This window comes from Nocardioides sp. NBC_00368, from assembly GCF_036090055.1.
Taxonomy (GTDB): Bacteria; Actinomycetota; Actinomycetes; order Propionibacteriales; family Nocardioidaceae; genus Nocardioides.
Window position 1 is genome coordinate 584,187 of record NZ_CP107970.1, and the last position, 20,497, is coordinate 604,683.

General features: G+C 65.9%; 16 protein-coding genes. 7 read left to right on the forward strand and 9 right to left on the reverse strand.

From position 1 onward, the window contains the following. Nucleotides 1-472 precede the first annotated feature (472 nt). Nucleotides 473-1,135: a hypothetical protein gene (locus OG984_RS02700; protein ID WP_328530111.1), complete on the reverse strand. Its 663-nt coding sequence runs from the start codon at nucleotides 1,133-1,135 to the stop codon at nucleotides 473-475. 530 nt (nucleotides 1,136-1,665) lie between these two features. Here OG984_RS02700 and OG984_RS02705 point away from each other — a divergent pair. From OG984_RS02705 to OG984_RS02715, 3 genes are all read left to right on the forward strand, one after another. After that, a complete protein-coding gene (locus OG984_RS02705) occupies nucleotides 1,666-2,685 on the forward strand; it encodes an endonuclease/exonuclease/phosphatase family protein (RefSeq protein WP_328530112.1) in 1,020 nt (339 codons plus the stop codon). 10 nt (nucleotides 2,686-2,695) lie between these two features. Continuing rightward, a complete protein-coding gene (locus OG984_RS02710; protein WP_328530113.1) occupies nucleotides 2,696-3,103 on the forward strand; it encodes an immunity protein YezG family protein in 408 nt (135 codons plus the stop codon). Nucleotides 3,104-3,294: 191 nt separating this feature from the next. Beyond that, the gene (locus tag OG984_RS02715) at nucleotides 3,295-3,711 is read left to right on the forward strand and encodes an immunity protein YezG family protein (protein WP_328530114.1); all 417 of its coding nucleotides are present in this window, start codon (nucleotides 3,295-3,297) and stop codon (nucleotides 3,709-3,711) included. A gap of 281 nt (nucleotides 3,712-3,992) precedes the next feature. Here the strand turns inward: OG984_RS02715 and OG984_RS02720 are convergent, their stop codons facing one another. The 8 genes from OG984_RS02720 to OG984_RS02755 form a co-directional block, all read right to left on the reverse strand. After that, entirely contained in the window at nucleotides 3,993-5,282 is a 1,290-nt protein-coding gene (locus OG984_RS02720) for a hypothetical protein (protein ID WP_328530115.1), read from the reverse strand. A 369-nt stretch (nucleotides 5,283-5,651) separates the two neighbouring features. Beyond that, complete coding sequence (locus OG984_RS02725; protein ID WP_328530116.1) at nucleotides 5,652-8,747, reverse strand: hypothetical protein; 3,096 nt, start codon at nucleotides 8,745-8,747, stop codon at nucleotides 5,652-5,654. Then, complete coding sequence (locus OG984_RS02730; RefSeq protein ID WP_328530117.1) at nucleotides 8,744-10,822, reverse strand: hypothetical protein; 2,079 nt, start codon at nucleotides 10,820-10,822, stop codon at nucleotides 8,744-8,746. Before OG984_RS02730 ends, OG984_RS02725 begins: the two co-directional genes overlap by 4 nt. A gap of 242 nt (nucleotides 10,823-11,064) precedes the next feature. Then, the gene (locus OG984_RS02735) at nucleotides 11,065-12,015 is read right to left on the reverse strand and encodes a hypothetical protein (protein ID WP_328530118.1); all 951 of its coding nucleotides are present in this window, start codon (nucleotides 12,013-12,015) and stop codon (nucleotides 11,065-11,067) included. A gap of 232 nt (nucleotides 12,016-12,247) precedes the next feature. After that, on the reverse strand, nucleotides 12,248-14,704 hold the full coding sequence (locus OG984_RS02740) for a DNA topoisomerase (RefSeq protein ID WP_328530119.1): 2,457 nt from the start codon (nucleotides 14,702-14,704) through the stop codon (nucleotides 12,248-12,250). Nucleotides 14,705-15,013: 309 nt separating this feature from the next. Then, entirely contained in the window at nucleotides 15,014-15,502 is a 489-nt protein-coding gene (locus OG984_RS02745; RefSeq protein ID WP_328530120.1) for a hypothetical protein, read from the reverse strand. Between the two features lie 312 nt (nucleotides 15,503-15,814). Further along, nucleotides 15,815-16,915 (reverse strand): hypothetical protein, encoded by a 1,101-nt coding sequence (locus OG984_RS02750; protein WP_328530121.1) that lies wholly within the window; start codon nucleotides 16,913-16,915, stop codon nucleotides 15,815-15,817. Next, a complete protein-coding gene (locus tag OG984_RS02755) occupies nucleotides 16,915-17,145 on the reverse strand; it encodes a hypothetical protein (RefSeq protein ID WP_328530122.1) in 231 nt (76 codons plus the stop codon). The genes OG984_RS02750 and OG984_RS02755 overlap by 1 nt, the downstream gene beginning before the upstream one ends. 335 nt (nucleotides 17,146-17,480) lie before the next feature. Between OG984_RS02755 and OG984_RS02760 the strand changes: the two genes are divergently transcribed. The 4 genes from OG984_RS02760 to OG984_RS02775 all read left to right on the forward strand — a co-directional run bounded on the left by OG984_RS02760 (nucleotide 17,481) and on the right by OG984_RS02775 (nucleotide 20,387). Continuing rightward, on the forward strand, nucleotides 17,481-17,876 hold the full coding sequence (locus OG984_RS02760; RefSeq protein ID WP_328530123.1) for a hypothetical protein: 396 nt from the start codon (nucleotides 17,481-17,483) through the stop codon (nucleotides 17,874-17,876). Nucleotides 17,877-18,166: 290 nt separating this feature from the next. Beyond that, nucleotides 18,167-18,373, forward strand: a complete 207-nt coding sequence (locus OG984_RS02765; RefSeq protein WP_328530124.1) for a hypothetical protein — start codon at nucleotides 18,167-18,169, stop codon at nucleotides 18,371-18,373. Next, nucleotides 18,370-19,047 (forward strand): hypothetical protein, encoded by a 678-nt coding sequence (locus OG984_RS02770; protein WP_328530125.1) that lies wholly within the window; start codon nucleotides 18,370-18,372, stop codon nucleotides 19,045-19,047. Before OG984_RS02765 ends, OG984_RS02770 begins: the two co-directional genes overlap by 4 nt. Nucleotides 19,048-20,099: 1,052 nt before the next feature. Next, on the forward strand, nucleotides 20,100-20,387 hold the full coding sequence (locus OG984_RS02775) for a hypothetical protein (protein ID WP_328530126.1): 288 nt from the start codon (nucleotides 20,100-20,102) through the stop codon (nucleotides 20,385-20,387). The last annotated feature ends 110 nt before the right edge of the window (nucleotides 20,388-20,497 follow it).

Sequence of the window (20,497 nt, forward strand, 5' to 3'; positions counted from 1 at the left end):
GTCGCCGCCGTCGGCCGCCGCGAAAGTGACCTAGCATCCGATGCAGGCGCGAACTGGGGAAGGTTCGTGCTCAGCATCAGGGAATCGGCTCGTTCGACCTTCGACCCCGTCGAACCGGCCGGCTTCGGATGCGTGCGAGTGCCCTAGAGGAACCCTCTAGGGCACTCGGCGTCGTTGGGGCTCAGTGTCGTTGGGGCCATATGTAGCGACGAACGCACAGTATGCGCTGACATGGTCCGGCAATGACGTACGGCGTGCGACCCCACTGCGGCCTCGAACCGCGAACGCCTAGCCTCCCGAGGCTAGTGGGACGCCCAGAGCATCGCCGTCCGGTGGGAGGGCCATCGGTGGGCCGTCGTCTTGAACGCTCGTGCGTGGGAAGCCCGCCCGAGTGCCGATGCCCGAGGAGTGCCGGTCACCCCGGTCGTGTGCCAGAAAGTGGCCTGATCACCCGGTCCAGCGCAGGCAGAGGTCATGGCTCCACGGTTTCTACGATCTGGCGATCCAGACGCTCACAGGTGCGGAGCATGAAGTCTCGCCAGTCCTGGGTGCCGATGAGGTTGAGGGTTCCTGGTGTCGCACCCTTGTGCACGATCTCGCCGCGGACGCTGACCAGCAACGCGAGTTCTTTCTTGACCGACTTGTTCGGTCGACCTTGCCAGGAGATGTTGTTCAAGGGCTGCTTGCCGAGGAGGTTCTTGTGGAGTTCCATCACTTTCTCGGGAGATGCGGTGTTGAGGCCGTAACGGGCTGATCCGTCACCACGAAGGTGATCGGTCACGAGCTCCATCGTGACGGCGCGCCAGCCGTCTCCGGCCAACTGCCAAGCATCGGGCGTCTCGCCGAGCATCTTCTCGCTCACCCATGCGCGAAGGCGGTCAGGTAGCTTGGATGGATCGCCGCGTTCCACCAGCATGCCGACGGCCCAGATCAGGCTCTCCTCTACATAGACCTCCCACGCGGTATAGACGAGTGAGACGCAGGAGCGCAGGAGCGGGTCGCCTGTTGTGTCGGTTCCAGTTGCTTGAACTGGCCCGTCGGCCTCGGGGTGATGGGCCAACAGCGAGTCGACGTCGTCGAGCATTGCTCGCAGATTCGAAAGCGCCGGAGTTTCAGTGACCATGTTCTTCACCATGCCCGGTTTCGCGCTCAGACACCGAGGAACACGCTCAGGTTTCGGGGAACCCCAATGAGGCCCGTCCGACTCGTCAGTGATCCGCTGTCGCCGTGCGCGCGGGTGCTCGTCAAGCACGGTGTTTCCGCCGAACGCAACATCGCAGCACTGCCTACGGCACTGAAGTTGAGGGCCTAGGCGTCGAGAAAGGTAGAACGCGCCCAACAAGGCACCAACAAGCCTCCTGGAGCACCGTCGGTCACACGCCCTGCGGGAAGATTGCCCCGCCGGATCCGAGTACCGGCGGGGCAACCTAAAGGCTAGAGAGCTCCCACGGATTCATGGTCCGCAGATCGTGACTAACGCCGTGAACGATGAGCGAACCGTCGGCAGAGGGCCACGGAGTGGCCGATCATGGCCACCAGCGTGCCTGGCCGCGGGCGATCTGCGGGTGTGCCCCGCGACAAGGTCCCAATTGTCGGGTCTGTATGTCGGCTCCGCGTCACCAGAAGTTCCCTCGGCCGCTGTCGGATCGTGGCAGCGTGGTGGCTATGAGCTACCGCATCGGCACGTGGAACCTGGAGAACCTGTTCCGTCCAGGAGACGATGGACCATCCTCGAAAGACGAGTACCACGCCAAGCTGACCTCGCTCGCAGCGGTGATCGACGACCTGGGAACCGATGTGCTCTGCGTCCAGGAGGTCGGTGACCCGGATGCGCTCACGGACTTGGTCAAGCTCCTCGACGGCCCTTGGCACACCGCGCTCGCCGATCCTGATGGCCGGGGTATCCGTTGCGGGATCATCTCCACACGCGACCTGACCGAGGTCGACCAGATCGCGGCCTTCCCGGACACGCTGCAGCCGGTCCAGGTCGACGATGACGGCACCACGATCATGGCGATGGGCCGCCCCGCGCTCAAGGCCACCGTCACGCTGGGAGGCACCAGTCTCACGGTGATCTCGGCGCACCTGAAGTCGAAGCTGCTTTCCTACCCAGGAGGACGGTTCGCGCCGAAGGATGAGGGCGAGCGGGCCAGGTACGGCTTCTACGCCCTGGCGCGACGCGCAGGGGAGGCGACCGCGCTGCGGGCTGGTGCTGACCTGGCCGTCGATGGTTCAGGCGCCAAGCACGCCGTGCTGGTCGCGGGTGATCTCAACGACGAGCCCAAGGCCGCGACCACCCAGATCCTGCTCGGCCCGGGCGGCTCCGAGATCGGCACCCGAGGGTTCGACAAGCCAGACAAGGGGGATGCGACAAGGCTGTGGAACCTTGCTCCGAAGATCCCCGAGGCCGAGCGGTACTCACGTGTCTACCAGGGCGCAACGAGATCATCGACCACATCCTCGTCTCCAAGGCTCTGGTCGAGACGGTCACCGCCGTCACCGCGGGCTCCGCGGAGCTTGGCCGGACACCATCGGTCAACGACGACCCGAAGGTGCGCCGGGACAAGCCCGGCTCCGACCACCGACCGGTGGTCGCTGACTTCGACCTGTGAACACCCGACCCGCGAGCACACGACGATCTCCGGAGGACGCCCGCGCTACGCAGATATTGACAACACGCCATAGGGAGGCCTGGATGCTCGTGGAGAACCAATCGCAGTTGGAGAAGCTAGGACATGCGTTAATGGGCGCCGTCAACGGTGACTGGTCGGAAATAGTGCTCGAGGTCTCGGCAGCGGGGGCGCTGACCGACACCGGACTCCACGTGGTGCGTCCAGACGGCATTGAAGACTGGTCGGTGAAGCCCACGGTTGAGGTATTCGATGCATCCAAGGCGCTTCGCCGCGGCATGTACCAGCCCGACAAGGGCACTTGGTACAGCGCGACGGCGCGCCTTGACCGCGACGGCCAGCTCGACGTGGATTTCGACTACGACAACCCGCCCCTCGATGGCGACGCGGAGGATGAGCTTCTTCTGAAGGATCAGGTGTTGTTCCCGCGCGACGCCGGCCACCTTCCTGACTGGCATCCTGCCCACGAGTGATCGGGTGACCAGTGCGAAATGAGCCGATGTCTGAACGTCACCTGTGGGCACGTATGGACCAGTGAGATCTCCGGCGAGCTGGCGTGGCCACAGGAGCTCCCACCGCCGCACGATCTGCTCACTGCGGAAGGGTTCGCCGCGGCGCTCGAGCTCCGTCGTCATCGGAACCTCCACAGTAGGGGCAGCGCGCGATGGGCGAGACTGAAGACAAGACCAGCACCCTGATCCAGAGCATCGGGAGAGGGATGGCCGACTCGGTGCCACCAGGTTGGGCACGACTCGAGCTCCGCGTGTCTGGAGCCGGCGGAATGACCGACAGCCGCCTGACCGTCGTCGCGTCCGACACCACCGAGGATCGAACGCCAACCCTCGTGAAGCAGGCTCGTCGTGCTGTCGCCACGTTGCGCAAGACGATGTTCCAGCCGGGCAACGGCACTTGGTACAACGCCACATTCATCATCACCCCTGAGGGCAACCTCGAGGCCGAGTACGACTACGACACGCGGCCATTCGACGGCTTCGCACACGACGACCTCCTCAAGGACGACCAGCGGATGTGGCCACGATCCCCGGGTAACCTTCCCGACTGGCACCCAGCGAGGGCGTGACCGGGGCGGACGAGACGACCGAGTCAAAGACCCCGTACCCGGCTGGGATGGCCATCGACGCTGCGCGGGCACGGATCTATGCGGGCACTCAACTGCGCAGGGGAACGCTGACCAGATGGCGCCTCGGCGGTCCGGGCCCGCCGACGGTTCCGTGTCTATGCCCGCGCCGATCCGCTTCCTCACTGGCACCACCCACGGGATGAGCGAGCCCACAGATGAGCAGATCGGCGTCGACTTCGGGGCGCCGACCTGCTCGATCATCACGAGCTGTTGTAGGTCATCTATGCGGAGCGTCGGACATGCTCCGGGGTGGGACGTGATTCGAGGCCGAGGATCTGGTGGACCTCGTCGATGACCTCGTCGAGCACGTCCTCGTGATTGTGGCTGAAGGTGCGGTGTCCGTGGGTGGCCATGCAGATGACGCCGTAGAGTCGTCGCCAGCAGATCCAGAGTTGGTAGGCGGTCCCGAGACTGACCACTCCGCCCAGTGTCTCGCGGTACACCAGGACGGTCTCGACCAGATGCGCCGGGACCTGATCGTCGGCCCATGACACGAGGTCGCCGTTGACGAAGTCGCGGCTGAACCGGTCCAGGAAGCAAGGCCCGAGTGTGGTGAAGATGTCTCCGGTCGGTGCCTCCGGCAGTCCCGCCTCGTGGTCGGTGGGCTGATCGGGCTCGTCGCCGCCGTCCGTCACCCGGGAACCTGTTGAGATCTCGAAGCCACGCGGATGCCGGACGGCCCAGTCGAACACCACCTGGCACAGGGTCGTGAGCCGACGGGAGACGTCGTCGGTCGGGTGCACTGCACTGGCGATGCCCTTGGCCAGCTCCTCGAGGGCGGCTTCCTGGATGCGGGCGCGGATCCTCGGATCTGTCTCGGTGGCGTGCTTGAGCGGTGCAGAGGCAAGCTCTCCGGCCCGGTTGGACACGGCCAGTACCGCGTCGAAGCCGACTGACGCATCGTGGCGTGACCCTCGCCGCGGAAACGGCACCGCGCCAGCGCTCGCAGGCCTGTCGCCGCTGGCCCACTCTGCATCGGGCCCCTTCGACTCGGACTGTTCCGTATCTGGCTGCTCTGCGTCGGGCTGCCGGGCAGCGGGCTTCTGGGCAGCGGAGTCCTCGCGGTGGTGGGCAAGGAACCTGTTGGTGTAGTCCCTCAGGCCGGCGACCTGGTCCATGAGTACCTCCTCGCGGGACTTGTTGGTGCACAGTTCCCAGAAGCCGAGGCTCATGTTGTAGGCGAGCTCGGCTACGCGCCAGTTCGAGGTGAGGCTGGTGATGGTGGTCATGGTCTCGTGGGGCATCGCGCCGAGTGCCAGCCTGGTGACTTGGCTGCACTCGACGGCGTCCAGACCGCGGCGGGAGACGAGGTCGAGCAAGTACTCGGCCTGGTCGTTGAGCTCGTCGTGGTCGAGGTGGTGGTCTCGGTAGAGGCGTTGGACGTTGAGTGCGGCCGCGAGGCCGTATCCGATGATCAGGTGGTCGTCGTTGACCTCCTCGACGGGGACACCGTCTAACCAGTTCGAGATCGACTTGATGACTGTGGTCAGGGAAGCGGTGTTGTATGTCATGGTGGTCCGAGGTCCTGTTTCGTGTGTCCGATGTTGACCGTGCTGTCAGGCTGATGTTCCTTGGCAGTGCTGGGTGTGGGGCCTGGCCGTGCGGGGTTCTTCCGGTCAGGTGACTTCACCCCTGGTCTCGCCGGGGTCCCGGCATCGTAGGACGTAATGTCGTTCCATAACCAGCGTAATAACGAGATTTACTTTCGATTGAGTACGGATACTTAGGTAGTGGCCGAATACTTATGTTTCGTTCATTTTGAGTCTGATATCTCTCTGGTCTAAGGGTGCTGGGTGACCCCTGGTGACCTGTCGCAGGGCCCCTTTCGGCCGACGGAGCTGACCCTCCGGCGGCCTCGCCCGGAGCCGAGAGCACGGTGTCTAGTTCTGGTCTTGAGGCTGGTTCGGGGCCGGTGGCGGCCGACCGGCGCGCGACCGTGTGGGGGAGGAAGGTGCTGCGGTGGGCCGGCCTGCTGGCGGGGCTGGTCGCGGGGCGGGTCTTGGGGTAGCCGGAGGCGGCCCGGCCGGCGGCCCCTGAGCTGGTGGCGCAGGGCGCTTCGACGGGTTCAGACCGCTCCCGGGGGCGGAACCAGGTGATGAGATGGCTGCCCGCGCCGGGGCCGGCGCGGGCAGCGCCTTCGGTCCGGCCGGTAGGCGGCCGTTCAAGTTTTCGGTTGAGCCTCCGGTGGATCCGGGGCGCTGTCCGGAGGCGTTCTTGCCGAGGGTCTTGGAGGCCATCACACCCCCGGCGACTCCAGCAGCGGCCCCGGGGACACCGCCACGCATCGCCCCGCCGGCCGCTCTGCTCGCTGTTCTACTTGCTGCCCCGTTGGCGATCCCATTGCCTGTTGCCGGTGTCATCCCGGTCCCGATCCGCGACAGCCCACCTTGCCTCGTGACCTTGGCCGCCAGCTCCTTGTCGGAGCCCGATCGGTCCGCGTCTGCCGAGGCGCCGCCACCCGGCAGAGCGCGCTCGCCGGGCACCAGTCCGTGCGCGGTCCCGCTGGCGTGTGGATCAGGCGAGCCGGGTCTCCCGGGGCCCGAACCCCCGGCAGGGCCGCCGGGGCCGCCCGGGCGAGGACCGCCGGCTCCTCCGTCCGGTCCACCCAGCGCTGCGCTGGGCGGTGCCCCTGGGCGTTTGGGTGCGCCGCCCATGAGCCGGTTGGCTGCGGCCATCCCGCCCCCGGCGGCCAGGCCGCTGGCCAGGGAGGGCAGGGCACCGGCGCCGGCTGGGCCTGGGGCGACGGCTTGGACCTCGAGGAATTTCTCGATCAGTTTGGTGACGGTCTCGTTGAGCGCGTTCAGCACGCTCTTGCGTGCGCGCATCGCACTGATCGTGAACACGATGACGAACAGGCTGGAGAAGAAGGTGAGCAGGACGACCGCGGTCGGTCCCAGGGTGGGGCGGGACAGCAGGGGGTTGGACTTGGTGGCCGCCGCCAATGGTCCCTCGACGATGCTGGGCAGGGAGACCAGCAGTTGGGAGACGAACTGGTAGAGGAACAGGGTGATGAGCACCTCGAGGATGAGTGCGGTGACATAGATGATCACCTTGGCGATGGCGCCGATGGCGCCGAGCATCGCGAACGGGATCGCGCTGATGGTCTCGAAGGTGCGTTTGAGAGAGTTCCACAGCATCCCGCAGGCGTAGCTGATCCCGACCAGGATGATCGAGGAGAGGATGACCACGGTGTTGACCCAGTACATGAAGCTGGTCGGGCCGGACCCGACCTGGGAGACCGCGTGGTGCTGTTCGCGGGTGAACCCGCTGGTGGCCTTGTCGGAGGAGTACATGACCATCGACGTCGGTCTGAACGAGGTGTTGAGGTAGTTGTACAGCGACAGCGGGGACAGGTTGCAGTTCATCGGCCGCCCGTCGGTGGTGACCCGGTAACCGCAGTTGTTGGTGGTGTTCGACTTGAACGTCTTGACCATGCCGCCCTTGTTGTCGGAGTAGAGACCCGAGCCGCGGGTGGAGATGACCGGGTTGTCGTTGGGAGCGGGGTCGGGGGAGTCCATGTCGCCGGAGTCGCCGTAGGCGGTGAACCATCCCTCCTTCGCGTCGGCGTCCACGGACCGGTTCTGGGTGATGTCCCCCTTGGCCTGGGTCTCGAAGCTCGAGGCCTCCACCGTCTCGGAGGCCATGTACCGACTCAGCATCGACAGGGTCGTGAAGAACGCTGAGGCACCACCCGTCCCACTGCCCGCCCCGCCGCCGTTGCCTGTGTCGGGGGTGATGGAGTTCGAGGACCAGGAAAGGTAGGGGTCGTCGGTGGCCGAGGCGGCGTGGATGCTTCTGAACGCTTGGGGGTGGGACTGCTTGTTGATGAGCAGGGCTGAGTTGCGCACGCTCATCGTGGAGACGGGCTTGGCGTGGCCGGCGCCGGCGTCCCAGGAGATGGAGGCGCCTTCGGGGATCCGGAGCCGGGCGCCGTTGGCCCAGGTCTCGAAGTCGACGTAGGTGGAGAGTACGACCTTGGTCGCGCCGACGTTCTCGGCCTTTACGGAGTCATCCAGGGCGCCCAGGGTGCTGGTGTACATGGACCCGAGCAGCGGGAGGCCCACGCCGATGAACATCACCCGCACGATGAGTCGTTTGAGGGCCGAGCCTTTGTCGATCTTCTTGAACAGCAGGATCGAGACCACGAACAGGGCGATGAAGACCGGGACCAGGACGTTCCAGGAGATGTCGGTCAGTGCTCCGTACCAGGAGCCGATCCAGTTCGCCAGGCCGCCGAGCGGCCCTGGTGCGTGCTGTCCGCCGCTCATTCCCTCGGCGAAGGTCGGGTTGATGGCGGCGACGGCGAGGTAGAGCCAGCGGAACGGGTTGAGGATCTTGAGGATGTCGATGACCGCCCCGAACAGCAGCGGCACACCGGCGGCGATCGCGTACAGGAACCAGACCAGTCCGCCGGCCAGGGTGTGGACGAATCCGCCGCCGAGCCCGGAGCCGACAGAGTCGAACCCGAGGTCGGAGTTGGCGGCCCCGAAGTGGGCGTAGTCCAGCACCCCCTCGAAGTCGTCGGTGGCCCGGCCGTCGCCGTCGTGGGCGGTGAGGGTGTCGTAGCCGACCGAGGAGGAGGACCCGGACAGCTGCGAGGTCAGCCAGTCCAGACTCAGGCTCATGTCCGGGTCGCTGTAGCCCAGCATCGCGCCCGCCTCCGAGGGCGTGTGCAGGATCTTGTCGTAGCCACCGTCGCGCAGCGTGGCGGTGCCGTCGTCGCTGTCGGGGGAGGCCGTGTTAGAGAAGTAGGCGGTCAGGTTCGACGACATCCGGTAGAAGGAGTACTTCCCGTCGTCCTCCTCATCACCCTGGATCGGACCAGCCGAGGCAGCCAGCAGCGCAACGGCCAGCAGCGTGACCAGCCCGAGGAACCAGCCCACCTCGAGCAGGGCACCCCGCGGCGAGCGTGGCCACCGCTGCGCACTCACTGCCGTCAGCTTCTGGAGCATCGAGACTCGTCCCTTGACGTTCATCCTGTCCCTCCTGCTCGCGAGCCCGCACTCGTGGTGGTCGTGGCATCGGTCGGCGCTGTGTCGATTGGCGCTGTGTTGCCTCGCGTCTGGCCGGCCTCGGCGGTGGCGTCCTCGCGGAGCCTGCGGCGGTAGGCCTCGCGGTGCGGGTTGATGCCGATGGCGAGATCGAGGTGGAAGACCACGTTGGAGACACCGCGCCGCAGGTAGCACAGTCCTTGGCCACGGGTGGTGATCAGGCCGGCGAGATCGGGCGGGATCCGTTGCGCGAGGGTGTCTTGGTAGGTGAGGACGGTCTTGTCGCGCATCGCGCCGAGGATGGTGTAGTCGGCGACGTCGAACCGGTTGAAGTCGACCTCGGCGAGCATCTTGTCGACGTCGTTGTAGCAGTACACGACCCGCCCGCCGCGGGAGTGGAGATGTTCGAGCTGGGTCTCGAGGTAGTCCCTGACACCGGCATCGATGTTCTCGGCGCCGTGGATGATCACGGTGTCGCCGGCGGCGAGCTTGCCGACGGCGAACCCGATGATGTTGACCAACTGGGCCATCGCCACGCCCTTGCCGCGCCGCATCAGCGTCGAGAAGTCATAGACCACCCGTCGTGAGTCGCGGACCTGGTCGATCACGGCGGCGGTGTGGTTGTTGAACAGGTCGCCGTTGTTGTCCAGGAGGTTCTTGGCGACCACCCCGAGGACACCGTAGGCGTGCAGCTTCTCCTCGTCGCGGGCGCCGGCGTTGAGCAGTGCCTTGTGGGCGGTGTCGAGGTAGGTGGTGAACATCTGCAGCCGCGGGACCTGCTCGTGGGGGACGCCGACCACGCGCAGACGCTCGCGGTGCTCGATGGCGTTGCGGGTCCACATCCCGGAGTCGATGTAGAACTGGGTCGCGGTCTTCTCCAACTCGCCGCGGATGATGGAGCGGTCGGAGTCGGTGGCCTCGTAGACCTGCTCGAACATCAGCACCAGCTTGCGCATCTGGGCCGCGAAGATGGCCAGCTCATCGGCAGGTTCGCCGAACATCTCGAACATGTTCACCTCCCCGGTGTTCAGGTCGACCCGGGAGGTGATCGAGGCCAGTGGTGGCCCGAGACGGTTCAGGTCGGCCCCGTCGAGGACGAGGTGGACCACAGAGCCGTTGTTCAGCAGGCAGGCCTGGGCGATCTTGGATCCCCACATGTCCGAGACCCGTGCCCGGCCCAGTACCTCGGTGACGGGTCTGCTGGTGTCGGTGTCATCGCCAGTGTCATAAGTGATGTCGTGGATGGTGTTGTCGGCGACCACGACGTGATGGGTGTAGGCGTTGGCGTCGAAGAGGACCGCGGAGGTGTTGACGTCGCCGATCATGTGGCCGATGTACTCGCCGGCGGGGTCGTTGAGGCCGTTGGTGACCAGCGCGTGGGACCCGGCCAGCTCGACGGAGGTGAACCCGAATCCTTTGCCGCGCTTGGTGTCGTTGGGAGCCAACAGCGTGGTGAGCTCCTGGCGCTGCTCGCCGGCGTAGGGGGCGAGCTTGATGGTCGCGAACCGGTCGATGTAGAGCCGTCCGATTCGCTCGACGCTGTCCTCGAGCGTGGCCAGGTCGGGGGCCTTGAGCAGGAGCCGGTCGTGGACGCTGAGGTAGGAGGCCCCGTCTTGGATCTCGGCGATCACGCCGGCGAGGTCACCGGACTTCTTCGCAGCCCTGCGCGCTGAGGACGCGGTCCCGGTCTCGGCCTGCTCGGAGGCATCGAGTCGGTCGATCCGCTCGGAGGTCTTCAGGTAGCCCTCGACCCATTTCTCGCCGCGGCGGTGCACCTGCTCCAAGACGACGACGGTGACTTCCTCGTCCAGGCCGGTGGGGATGCGGTCGATCCCCCAGAACGCGGCGAAGTTGTCGTGGGCGGCGTCGTCGTGGAAGAACGCCAGTACACACGCCACTGAGGTATCGATCGTGAAGTAGTCGGAGCGGAAGACGTAGCGCTCCCGCGGCTTGAGCGCCAGGAGGTGTGGGTAGGCGTTGAAGCGCCCCTCGAGGCGTCGTACGTCGCGTTTGCGTCGCCACCAGCGCAGGACGCCTCCATGCCGGTGTCTCGCGACCAAGGATCCGGAATCGTGGCTGGCGTCGTCCGCCGGTCCAGCCGGTGTGTCGGTCTGCTGGGCGGCTACGGGGTCGGGCGAGGGGCCTGGTGTCGAACGCTTTGTTGCTGGGGGTCGAAGAGCGTCTTGCCCCGCGGACGCTGCGGCTTCACCCGGTGCGGGCAACGTCGATCCCGGGTTGCGCGGCGCGGCGGCCGGCATGTTCGCCTCTTCCCCGGGTGGTGTCGTGTTCGCGGTGGTCGTGGTCATGGGCTGGTGCTGCCTGCCTGTGTCGACGTCGAGGTCGAGTTCAAGGACGGCTGCCAAGGCGAAGATGGGATGGGTGGGTTGTCACTGGTTCCGCGGTAGAGGACTCGGAGCATGTGGATGGCTTCGTCGCGGTTGAGCATCGTGCACTCCTTGATCATGAGTGGGGAGCTCTCCACCTCGGCGGTGAGCAGGTTGTGGGCTCGGCGCAGTGCTTCGCGGTTCTGGCCGCGTATCAGCAGGTATTGGTGGATGGAGTTGAACTGGCCGCCGACGTGGGTGGTGAGGATGTCGGCCTGCTCGTCCATGAGCTCGACCAGGTCGGGGTCGCGGTGGGTCAGGGCGAGGTTGCGGCGCTCGAGGTTGGCCATCTGGTGGTGGATCCGCTGGGGCTCCTTGGTGGTGATGAAGCAGTACTCCGCGGTGGGCTCGACCTTGCGCCAGAAGGCGTCGACCCTGTTCAAGATCGCGGCCCGGTCCTCTTCGAAGAGCAGGATCGAGGCGGAGCCGACCACGAGGTAGACCCGGGCGCAGCCGCCGTCGGCGAACCAGATGGCGCCGTCGGGGTCGATGCCGTCGATGGCGACGATGGACCAGAACTCGGAGGGGTCGTTGCCGCGCCGGGTCAGCACGGTGCGTGCTGCCTTGGGGGCGTAGGCGAGGAAGGTGAGCACGGTGCGGTAGCGCAGCTCCCGGGTGCGGGTCATCCGGCCCAGGAACACGGTCGCGGCCAGCCACCAGATCACCACCAGGACACCGAGGCCAAAGCCGGCATTACCGAGGAAGGTGGAGGTCATCGACCACATCAGCACCAGGACCGACGCGAGCCAGAAGCCGATCTGCCGCACCGCGACCGGTGGCGCCTGCCAGCCGTTGCTCGCCAGCACGATCTCGTGGTCGAGATAGGACCGGTCGATCGAGGTTGGGATCTTGTACAGGTCCTTCGCCATCACCGCCGCCCCCTCCTGTCCTCATCGCCCCGTGGCCCCAACCCGGGCAGTCGCCCAGGTCTCGGCTGCCGGAACCGCCCGGCTCGTCCCGATCCGACGATTCACATCGCTTTCGGCTCGTTTAAGCATCGTATAGCAATGATCATTCATCATGGCGACGAAAGGAACATGAATCGATCATCCGAAAGGAGCATGCTGGCGCGACTCGCCCCGCCGACGCAGCGGGAGCGGGTCATTGGAACGACGGGACGATCCTCTTGCGCTCGCCGCTGCGCCCGTCGGATTTGAAGGTGACGTTCGCGTCGAACGGCTTGCCCTTGGCCGAGACGAAGCCCTCCACGAACACGGTCTCGCTGGCGCTCAGCCGGCTGAGTTCATCGTCGGTGAACTGGTGATTGCACCAGGTCGTGGGTGGCTGCTGTCGCCCTGAGGCGTCGGTGGCGACGGCGTCGAAGTGGGCTACGATCTTCCCTGCTGCCGGGTCCCAGCTGACCTCGGTCTCGAACCGTTTGCCCTTCTTGGAGATGAAGTCGGTCCGGCGTACCCGCTCGCTGTCCAGGAGCCGGTCCTTCTCCTCGGTGCTGAAGGTGTGCCCGGCCCAGGACGTCGGCGCACCAGGGTGGGACTTCTGAAAGCCGATGAACCGCTTGCCCTTGTAGGTGCTGGTGGCCAGAGAGCCCGTGATCGTGGTCGCGGATCCGGCCTTGGAGATCGCGGCGAAGGTGATCTCCTCGCCGCGCAGCAGCGCCGCGACCTCCTCGTCGGTGAAGGTGTGCTCGCCCCAGGTCCGGCTGAACCGGACCAGCGTGGCGACGCCGTCTGGCGCGGTCCAGGTCCCTTCGGCCTTCTCAAGGGATCTGGTCTCGCTCAGGCCCAGCTCGGACCGCATCCGTTTGGCGTTCTCGCCCATGACCTCGATGTCGGCACGGACCCAGTCCGCCACGCGCGCCAAGCAGACCTCCCGGGTGGTGGCGCCGGCGGCGATCTCGCGCATGTCGGCATAGATCTGCTCGGTCAGGCCCAGGTCGCCGATCCTGGTTCCCGGCAGCAGCAACCAGCTCATCCGGCCGGGCTCGGCCAGCATCAGTCGCTTCCCCTTCTCGACCAGCAGGGGGTATCTCGTCTTCTCGGAGGTGACCTCGGAGTAGGTGGAGGTCCGGGTGGCACCGGTGCCGACATCGCGCTTCTCGAGCTGCTTCATCAGCCACCTCATGCTCGGATGCTCGGGCCGCTTGTTCGCGCCCTCATACACGAACGGCTCAGCCAACGTGCCGAGCCCGGCAGTGCCGTCTCCGTGACCGTCATCGGAGTTGTCGCCCGGGCCGTTGTGGTGTGCCCGGTCGGTGTTGTCATCGGCGGTGGTGTCGTTGTCTGGGGCGTCGGGGTCGAAGACCCGTTTCCAGCCTGGGTCCTGGGGCACGTTGGCGGTGCCGGTGAAGTCGGGGTACCTCTCGAGGTGTCCCTTCTGCTGCTCGTAGAGGTAGTCGCCGGCGCACATCGCCAGGTAGGACTTGGCCAGCGTCTCGTAGATGAGGCCAGCGCCCGCGCCGTAGCGTGTCTCCAACTCGCCGAGTGATCCGGGGACCCGAGGGCCCGGACGGTTCGCCCCGTGTGCCCCGGTTGCTTTGACGTGCGTCGTGCGTGGACCCCGGTGGGTCAGCAGTGTGGGGTCGACGCCGACCACGGCGGCGATCTTGTCCACCAGGGGTGCGAGTTCCTTGTGTTGCTCGGGGGTGATCGTCTTGTCCTCGGTGCGGGGGTAGGAGAGGACCTGGTCCTCATACATCCTCTGGTAGGTGCCCAGGACGGTGATGGCCTTGACGCCGCGCCCCACCAGCAGGGCGGACAACGATGCCAGGTCCAGCAGCTTCGGGGGAGCGGTGCGCTTGTTCTCGCGGCGATCGGGCACCACCGGCGAGGGAGCGTAGGGACGGCGCACTTGGGCTTCGGTCTCAAAGCGCGGCTCGTCCGGGTTGGTGTAGATGACGCCGTTCTCGTCGCGGAAGCGGTTCTGGAAGAACGGCTTCTTGGCGTAGTCCTGGTGGGCCTTGAGCTGGTCGCCGACGAGCTTGACCATCGCGGACTTGAGCCGGCCCTGGCGCAGCATCGTGTCCTGCCCGCACTGGCGCGCCATCGCCGTGGCGACACGGGTGAACTGCATCGAGAGGTAGTCGAACTGCGAGCGGTACAGCGCCTTGCGATACGCGCCCTCCTCCTGCATCGACCTGACCGCGCGACGCCGCGTGAAGGCAAGCCGGATCGAGGCAGGAGACTCGTCCGTGAACTCCATCCGACTGAACCTCTTGTGCCCGAACCCGAGCTCATCGATGCACTCCCACGCCAGCAGGTCACCTTCGCCCGACGGGTCCACATCGGTGGCGATGACCACCTCATCGGCACGCCTCAGCGCGGCCGCGAGCCGTGCGATGACGCCGGCCGCGTTCCTCTGCGGTTCTCGCTTCCAGGTCAGGTCATCAGGGTTCCACGGAAGGTTGACCAGGTCCCATCGTTGATATCTCTCCGCCAGGTCCGCGGGAACCATCCCGGAGGGGTCGGCGAACTCGTACAGGTGCCCCCGTAGGTGTGCGATCTCGAAGGCCACGCCCTGGTAGCTCCCGGTGGTCCCGCCCAACGCCTGGGCCATGTTCCGCGCCGCGCTCGGCTTCTCCGCCACGATGACTGCAACCATTCGACAACCCCTTGAGAGTCATTCAATTGATCACCAAATTGTAATTCGGATTGAATAGCAATAGTGGCTGACCGGCGTATGGTTCGTGACCGCTTCGTCGCTCACTTGGTCTTGAGTCCCGAGAAGAGTCCCTGCCGAAAGTCGGATGAGCAAGCGATGCCGACTGGCCTGGCTTAGTCGGGACTTTCTGATCTCCGCGGACTGGTTCATCAGCTCTTACGGCGCGAGTTCCACCCCTTCTTGCTGCTGGGTCCCGGGCCGTCTACGGCGGTCGCCATCAGCTGTGGCGCTCACGCTCCGGGTGGGGCCTCATCGCCCCGTGCTGGCACGCCCCCAGGCTTCCTTCTGGTTCGAGGTGAACCAGTACTTCATTCCGCGGCGGCCGTTGTCATCAGGGAACGTCTGGTAGCGGAAGCACCACTCATTCTCCGGGAACAGGTCCGACTGATCCGTGAACTTGCCAAGCCATCGAACGGCAGCCTGAAGCTCCTCGTGGGAGTACTCAGTCCGTTCGGCGATCACGTCGAGCGCCTCGGGGGTGTCGACGCTCAAGGCGTTCAGCAACGCGACCATTCGGCGACTTGAGACGACACCCTTGTCCAGGAGTGCCTGGTACTGCTCGCTGGTCCACTCAAAGCCGTCGTCGCTGCGGCCGCTCTCGGTGCCAGGTGCGCCGTTCCGGGCGCGCCCAGCCTCAGTGTCCGCGGCCCCTTCGGCCCGGAACAGGCTGGCGATCAACTCCGTCACCTGCGGGACGAACTGGGTGGGGACGGGCATCGAGACGTAGTCGTGCGTCATGAGATTCTCCTTGTCTATAGTTGGATACGTAGATACTAGAACAGTAACGAGCATTGCTCAACAGTAAGCAGGATGGATACTGGAAGGCATCCGATCCAGTAGGGCGATGCGAATGCAGGGGAGCGAATTCCGCCTGGCCCATGCCTCACCGAAGGGGCTGTTGTCGCGGCCCTGGTGCGCTCGTTACCCCGCGCCTGATTCGGCGGGCTCGTGGCGAAGCGGCCGATGCGTCAGATGGCTTTGCTGCAGCCAGGGTGTGCCACAATGCGGCGCACGTTAGGGCCGTCGCGCCCTGCTTTATGGGCGCATGTCTTACCGGATCGGTCTGGCTTCGCGGCGGCGTAGGTCTTTGATCTCGGCGCGGGCCTTGTCGCGCATCGCGACCGCGGAGGGGTGGTTGAAGTCCACGTCCTTGACTGTGTTGGCGCCGCGCACCAGGTTCTCGGCGCGTTCGGCGACCGCCCAGGCGATGCCTTGCTCGATGATTTCGCTGCGCTGATCCAGCCCGCGTACGTCTTGGTGGACCCGGGTGAGGTTGCTGGCGGTCTCGTTTGTGGTCTGTTCCAGGCGGGTCAGCCGTTCCAGCACGCCGGCGAGCAGTGGGCTGCGGGAGCGGAACAGGGTCGTGGCGAGCGTGGTGCTGGCGTCGGTGGGCAGGTCGATGTCGAGGTGGGCGGCGAGGAACGCCGTGACCACAGCCGCTTGGCTCAGGCCCTCACAGAACGTCTTGGCCTGAGTTTCGGTGACCGCAGGATGCTGCACCAGGGCTCGGTGGAGTTCGGAACGCAGTTGGGAGGCGAGCTTGTGTGGCATTTTGCGAACGATGGGCGGCTCCATGCCGCCAAGCGCGAACGCGGTGCGGTTGAGGAGCTCGGCCGGTGTCAACCCAGCGCTCCGGTTGCCCGGGGCGGTAACTGCCTCGGAGTCGGGCGTAGTGTCGCCGCCGCCTACCGCACCTTGGGCCGCACTGTTGGCCGTGGTTTGGATGGCTTCGGCTTGGTCGGTGTGGGTCAGCGACCCGGGTGTGACCTCCTCGGACGTGGGGGAGGGTGCGGTCTCATCGCGAGCGCTGTCCGCGGATGCATCGCGATGTGCGGCACCGTCGACCTCGCCCCTGCCTCCCTCGGCAACGACGTCTGCAGAGGTGCCATCGCCGCCGTCAGCCCCGGCGGTGGTGATGGAACCAGGCGCAGTCGACTTGGATGGGACGGCTTGGGCCGTCGCACGCTCGATCTCTGTCTGCGGGTCGGTCTGCTGGCTACGCTCCGCGGCGCGGTTCTCCTCTCCGTCGCCGCCCTCAGGATGGCCCGGGTCGGAGGGCTGGGTCTCGTACTGGGCCAGGTAGGGCATCTCGACGTCCTTGGCGGCGTCCTGACGCGTCGCGGTGTCGTACAGCTCGTTGAAGTCCGCCATCAGAGCTCACCGTCCTCGGGATCGAGCAGGTAGTTGTCCCCACGGGTCAGCCCGATCAGCGACTCGAAGCCCCGGACAACGACCCGCTCCAAGTTCGCCGAGTTGGTCGACAGCGCCCTCATCTCGTCAACGAGCTGGTTGAGCCGGGCGATCTCGAGCGTCGGTAGGTCGTAGTCGCCGTTCTCGCGGCGGATCGCCGCCTCGACGGCCTCCGTGGCGTATTCGTTCATCGAGATCCCGTGCCGACTCGACCAATACTCCAAACGCTGACGCAGATCCGGATCGAGACGAAGCACCGTCCGCTCCGGATCGCCGGAGCGTCGAGCCGGACCTCCGCGGCCCTCACGACGCGACGGGGCGATGTCGTCCCGGCTCGATCGCTTCCGAGAGTCATCGCGAGATCGCGTCGCCATGTATCGCACCGCCTTCCGATCGATTCGCAATCGAGTGTATCCGCCATCAAGAAGATGATTCGTTGGTCGCTTGGAATGAATCACCAAAGGTGATTCGGGCCGGCTGGTGAGAAGGAAGACCAGCTGTACCGACATGAACGGACGTGAGTCTCATGGGCGCAGTCATCGACGAATCGACACCGAACAACTCAGGCCAAGGGGATCGCGTCCTGCGGAACACCCGTGATCAGACGGAGGCACAGCAGACGGAGGCACAACGTGCTGAGCTGAAGTTGTGGGTCAGTGTCAACGGCGGATGGAGCCACTTCACGGTCGTCTTCGCAGGACGCGACACGGTGGTCGACGCCCGCGCGGTCGCCTGGATGGACAGAGTCGCCAACCGGATGAGCTTCGAGCCGCTTGATCCCGAGAATGTGGACTGGAGCCGCTTCCCCAGGACGTACGAGCGGCTGAACCCGACCTGCGAGCACGGCTTGTCCGCATGGCTGTGCATGGGACCCATGCACTATCCGACCCGCGAGCAGGAGATGGCGGGGGAGTACTTCTGAACCGCCGACCGCATCGGCGCCTGACGCTGCGCCTGACGCTGTGCCGGACGCCAGACCCTGAGGCACGTAGCTGCCGGTCAGCCGGTGGATCTGGCTGGCCGGGGCCACCTCGCCATCTGGGAGGTGGCGAGGCGTCGATCCGCGCAGCGGATCCGGGCCTGCTGTGGAAGGGAACGCCGTCCGCGGCCATTCGCCGATGTGTCACGCAGCGGCGCGCGAGGGCTGGGTTCGGTCGTGCCCCGACCAGATTGCCGACTCATTCCCGACTCATTGAGAAAGAGGTGAGGGCCATGTCGATGATGGCCTCAAGCTCCTACGCAGTCGTCTACGGGACAACAGTGACCACCCACACGAACAAGGGCGAGGCGATCCGCGCCTTTAGCCAGGTGCTGACCCGGCATTGCGGTGCCCACCTGTTCGCGATCTCCGCCTCGGGGACCTACACGAACCTCACGCCCTCGGAAGCTCGGCTCGATCAGTGGATCGGCATCCGATGATCGGCGCGATTGACACGGTGATCGCCAGGGTGATCGCCAGGGTGATCGCCAGGGTGGTCGGCACGGCGGCGGTGTCCTCAGCCGAATCCGCTGAACTGTTCGATGCCAAGGTGGCCGAGATCCAGCGGCTCCTCGCCGAGGCCTATCGGCACTACTTCGAGCACAGTGACGGCTACGCGAAGTCCGGAGAGGGTGCCCTCAGCATCCATCTTCCAAGCTACTTCTGGGAGGCGAACGCGGAGAACACGCCGTGCGTGGAGATATACAGCTACGTCTTCGGATCCGGCCGCCACCACTCGTTCACCGACATCGACGAAGCCCTCGCCCAGGTGCGCACCTGGCACGCCGAGGAGATGGCCTACGACCGCAACAAGTCTGGGGTGAGGCAGATGGGTGAGACTCTCGGAAGCGGACTCACCTGCGGCGGCCACATCCACATCGAGCATCCAGAGCCGTCCGCGCCGGAGCGACTGCGTCGGCTCGTCGAGGATCTGGGCGACCAGGTCCAGTACGACGCCAACCGTCAGCCCCTGGAGTGGGGCGACCGCATGGCCGTCCTGTTGCTCGAGGATGCCCGGCTGATGCTGATCCGGGTCGCGAACAACATCAACCCGCCCTCGTACTTCGACCTGATGACCAAGATCGGCCAACTCGAGCACATGACCCGATTCTGACGACGAGCTCCGACGGCGGACCTCGCCGCGACAGCGGGGCAAGGGCCGAGGAGGGGCGAGTGGTCCATGGGCTACGAGGTCCGAGCCGAGACGATCCCTAAGGATCAAGCCGGGTTCGGGCCGGTCTGCGAGTGCGGGCGTGCCAGTATCGGGCGAGCGGCCGATACTGGCACGGACGTTTGCATCTGTTGACACAGGGCAACGCTCTGGTCTGCGATGGTGACATGTGCGGGTGGCACTCGCCACACGGCGACTTCGTCGAGCCCCTCCTGATCGAGCCGAGCCCGAGTCTGCGTGTGAGCGGCGCCGCCGCGCGTCGTCTTCTGCGTGCGCTCGGCTCGGCGTCATGCCCAGCTACGACATCGGCACCGACCACGTGGCCGGCGAGGTCAATGCGGCGGTGTTCTCGACCGCGCGAGCGCGGAAGGAGTCCCGTCGACCCGTATCTGGCGGCGCTGGTCCAGCACCTGCGTGAGCTTGCCGTGTGGGCCTGTGCCCGCGACAGGCTGATTATCTGGTGCTGAGCCTCTGCCGCGCCTCGGCGCCCAGCGAAAGTCACTGGGGCAAGGCGCGGGGTGGGACCAGCAGAGCCGGTCCGGTAACAGTAGTGAACCGAAGGCTGATGACCTGAGGTCGCCTGCAAGGGTCCAGGGCTTATACCCCTGAGAGTCCGCAGCGCCCCTGGACGGCTCATCACCGTCGCGACGGGCGCCCTCGAACCCCGGTGTCCCGGGACGCGCACCCGGTGTCGCCACTGGCGGCTGTTGACCCGGTGTCCCTCCCCGGCGCCGGTCCTGACGATCTCTCACCCGGGCTCTCACCCGGCATTGCAGCCCTACTTGAGTTGTCCTCACTGACCACCCCGGTGTGTCGTGTCGCACGCGAGATCGCTCATCGTCGATGGTGCGATCCACCTGTGTCGCCGATGAGCCGGTCCGCCATGCCGCGGCGCACTGGGGTCCGCAACTCTCTAGATCCGGACCGGACGGATCGCCACGTGCCACGCACGCCGACAGAGCCCGCCGGCGCCCACCAAACGAGGAGGAGCGGTGATGGACACACCAGTCGAGGATCGATTCGAATACCAGGGCCTGCTGATCGACTTCAGCGCCCTCAACGGGACATACACACTCATCGACATCGGTTACGAGATGACCCTCGGCGTCGTACGCCTCGACGACGCCGGAGGACCCGGTGCCGTCTTGATCATCGACCGCGAGCACTGCGGCTTCCTCGACTCTGGCACGACCCGCGCTCTCCACGACTTCCTGACCGACGTCAACGCAAGCCTGGATGAGGCGATGACCACCGCCTCGAAGCCCGCGAAACCGTTGCCCTGAGCGAGCACAACCTCATCCCATCCTTCAGGCAGCGCAACATCCGGACGGCGCTACATCCCGGTCTCCGGGGCCAAGCGGGGAAGCGCGTACAGGCTGGTAGTACCCGAGTC

Coding starts and splice junctions, on each gene's coding strand:
- OG984_RS02750 (WP_328530121.1), bottom strand. CDS start 16,915: ATGGCGGACTTCAACGAGCTGTACGACACCGCGACGCGTCAGGACGCC.
- OG984_RS02745 (WP_328530120.1), bottom strand. CDS start 15,502: ATGACGCACGACTACGTCTCGATGCCCGTCCCCACCCAGTTCGTCCCG.
- OG984_RS02740 (WP_328530119.1), bottom strand. CDS start 14,704: ATGGTTGCAGTCATCGTGGCGGAGAAGCCGAGCGCGGCGCGGAACATG.
- OG984_RS02720 (WP_328530115.1), bottom strand. CDS start 5,282: ATGACATACAACACCGCTTCCCTGACCACAGTCATCAAGTCGATCTCG.
- OG984_RS02765 (WP_328530124.1), top strand. CDS start 18,167: ATGTCGATGATGGCCTCAAGCTCCTACGCAGTCGTCTACGGGACAACA.
- OG984_RS02705 (WP_328530112.1), top strand. CDS start 1,666: ATGAGCTACCGCATCGGCACGTGGAACCTGGAGAACCTGTTCCGTCCA.
- OG984_RS02775 (WP_328530126.1), top strand. CDS start 20,100: ATGGACACACCAGTCGAGGATCGATTCGAATACCAGGGCCTGCTGATC.
- OG984_RS02760 (WP_328530123.1), top strand. CDS start 17,481: ATGGGCGCAGTCATCGACGAATCGACACCGAACAACTCAGGCCAAGGG.
- OG984_RS02725 (WP_328530116.1), bottom strand. CDS start 8,747: ATGAACGTCAAGGGACGAGTCTCGATGCTCCAGAAGCTGACGGCAGTG.
- OG984_RS02770 (WP_328530125.1), top strand. CDS start 18,370: ATGATCGGCGCGATTGACACGGTGATCGCCAGGGTGATCGCCAGGGTG.
- OG984_RS02700 (WP_328530111.1), bottom strand. CDS start 1,135: ATGGTGAAGAACATGGTCACTGAAACTCCGGCGCTTTCGAATCTGCGA.
- OG984_RS02710 (WP_328530113.1), top strand. CDS start 2,696: ATGCTCGTGGAGAACCAATCGCAGTTGGAGAAGCTAGGACATGCGTTA.
- OG984_RS02755 (WP_328530122.1), bottom strand. CDS start 17,145: ATGAACGAATACGCCACGGAGGCCGTCGAGGCGGCGATCCGCCGCGAG.
- OG984_RS02735 (WP_328530118.1), bottom strand. CDS start 12,015: ATGGCGAAGGACCTGTACAAGATCCCAACCTCGATCGACCGGTCCTAT.
- OG984_RS02715 (WP_328530114.1), top strand. CDS start 3,295: ATGGGCGAGACTGAAGACAAGACCAGCACCCTGATCCAGAGCATCGGG.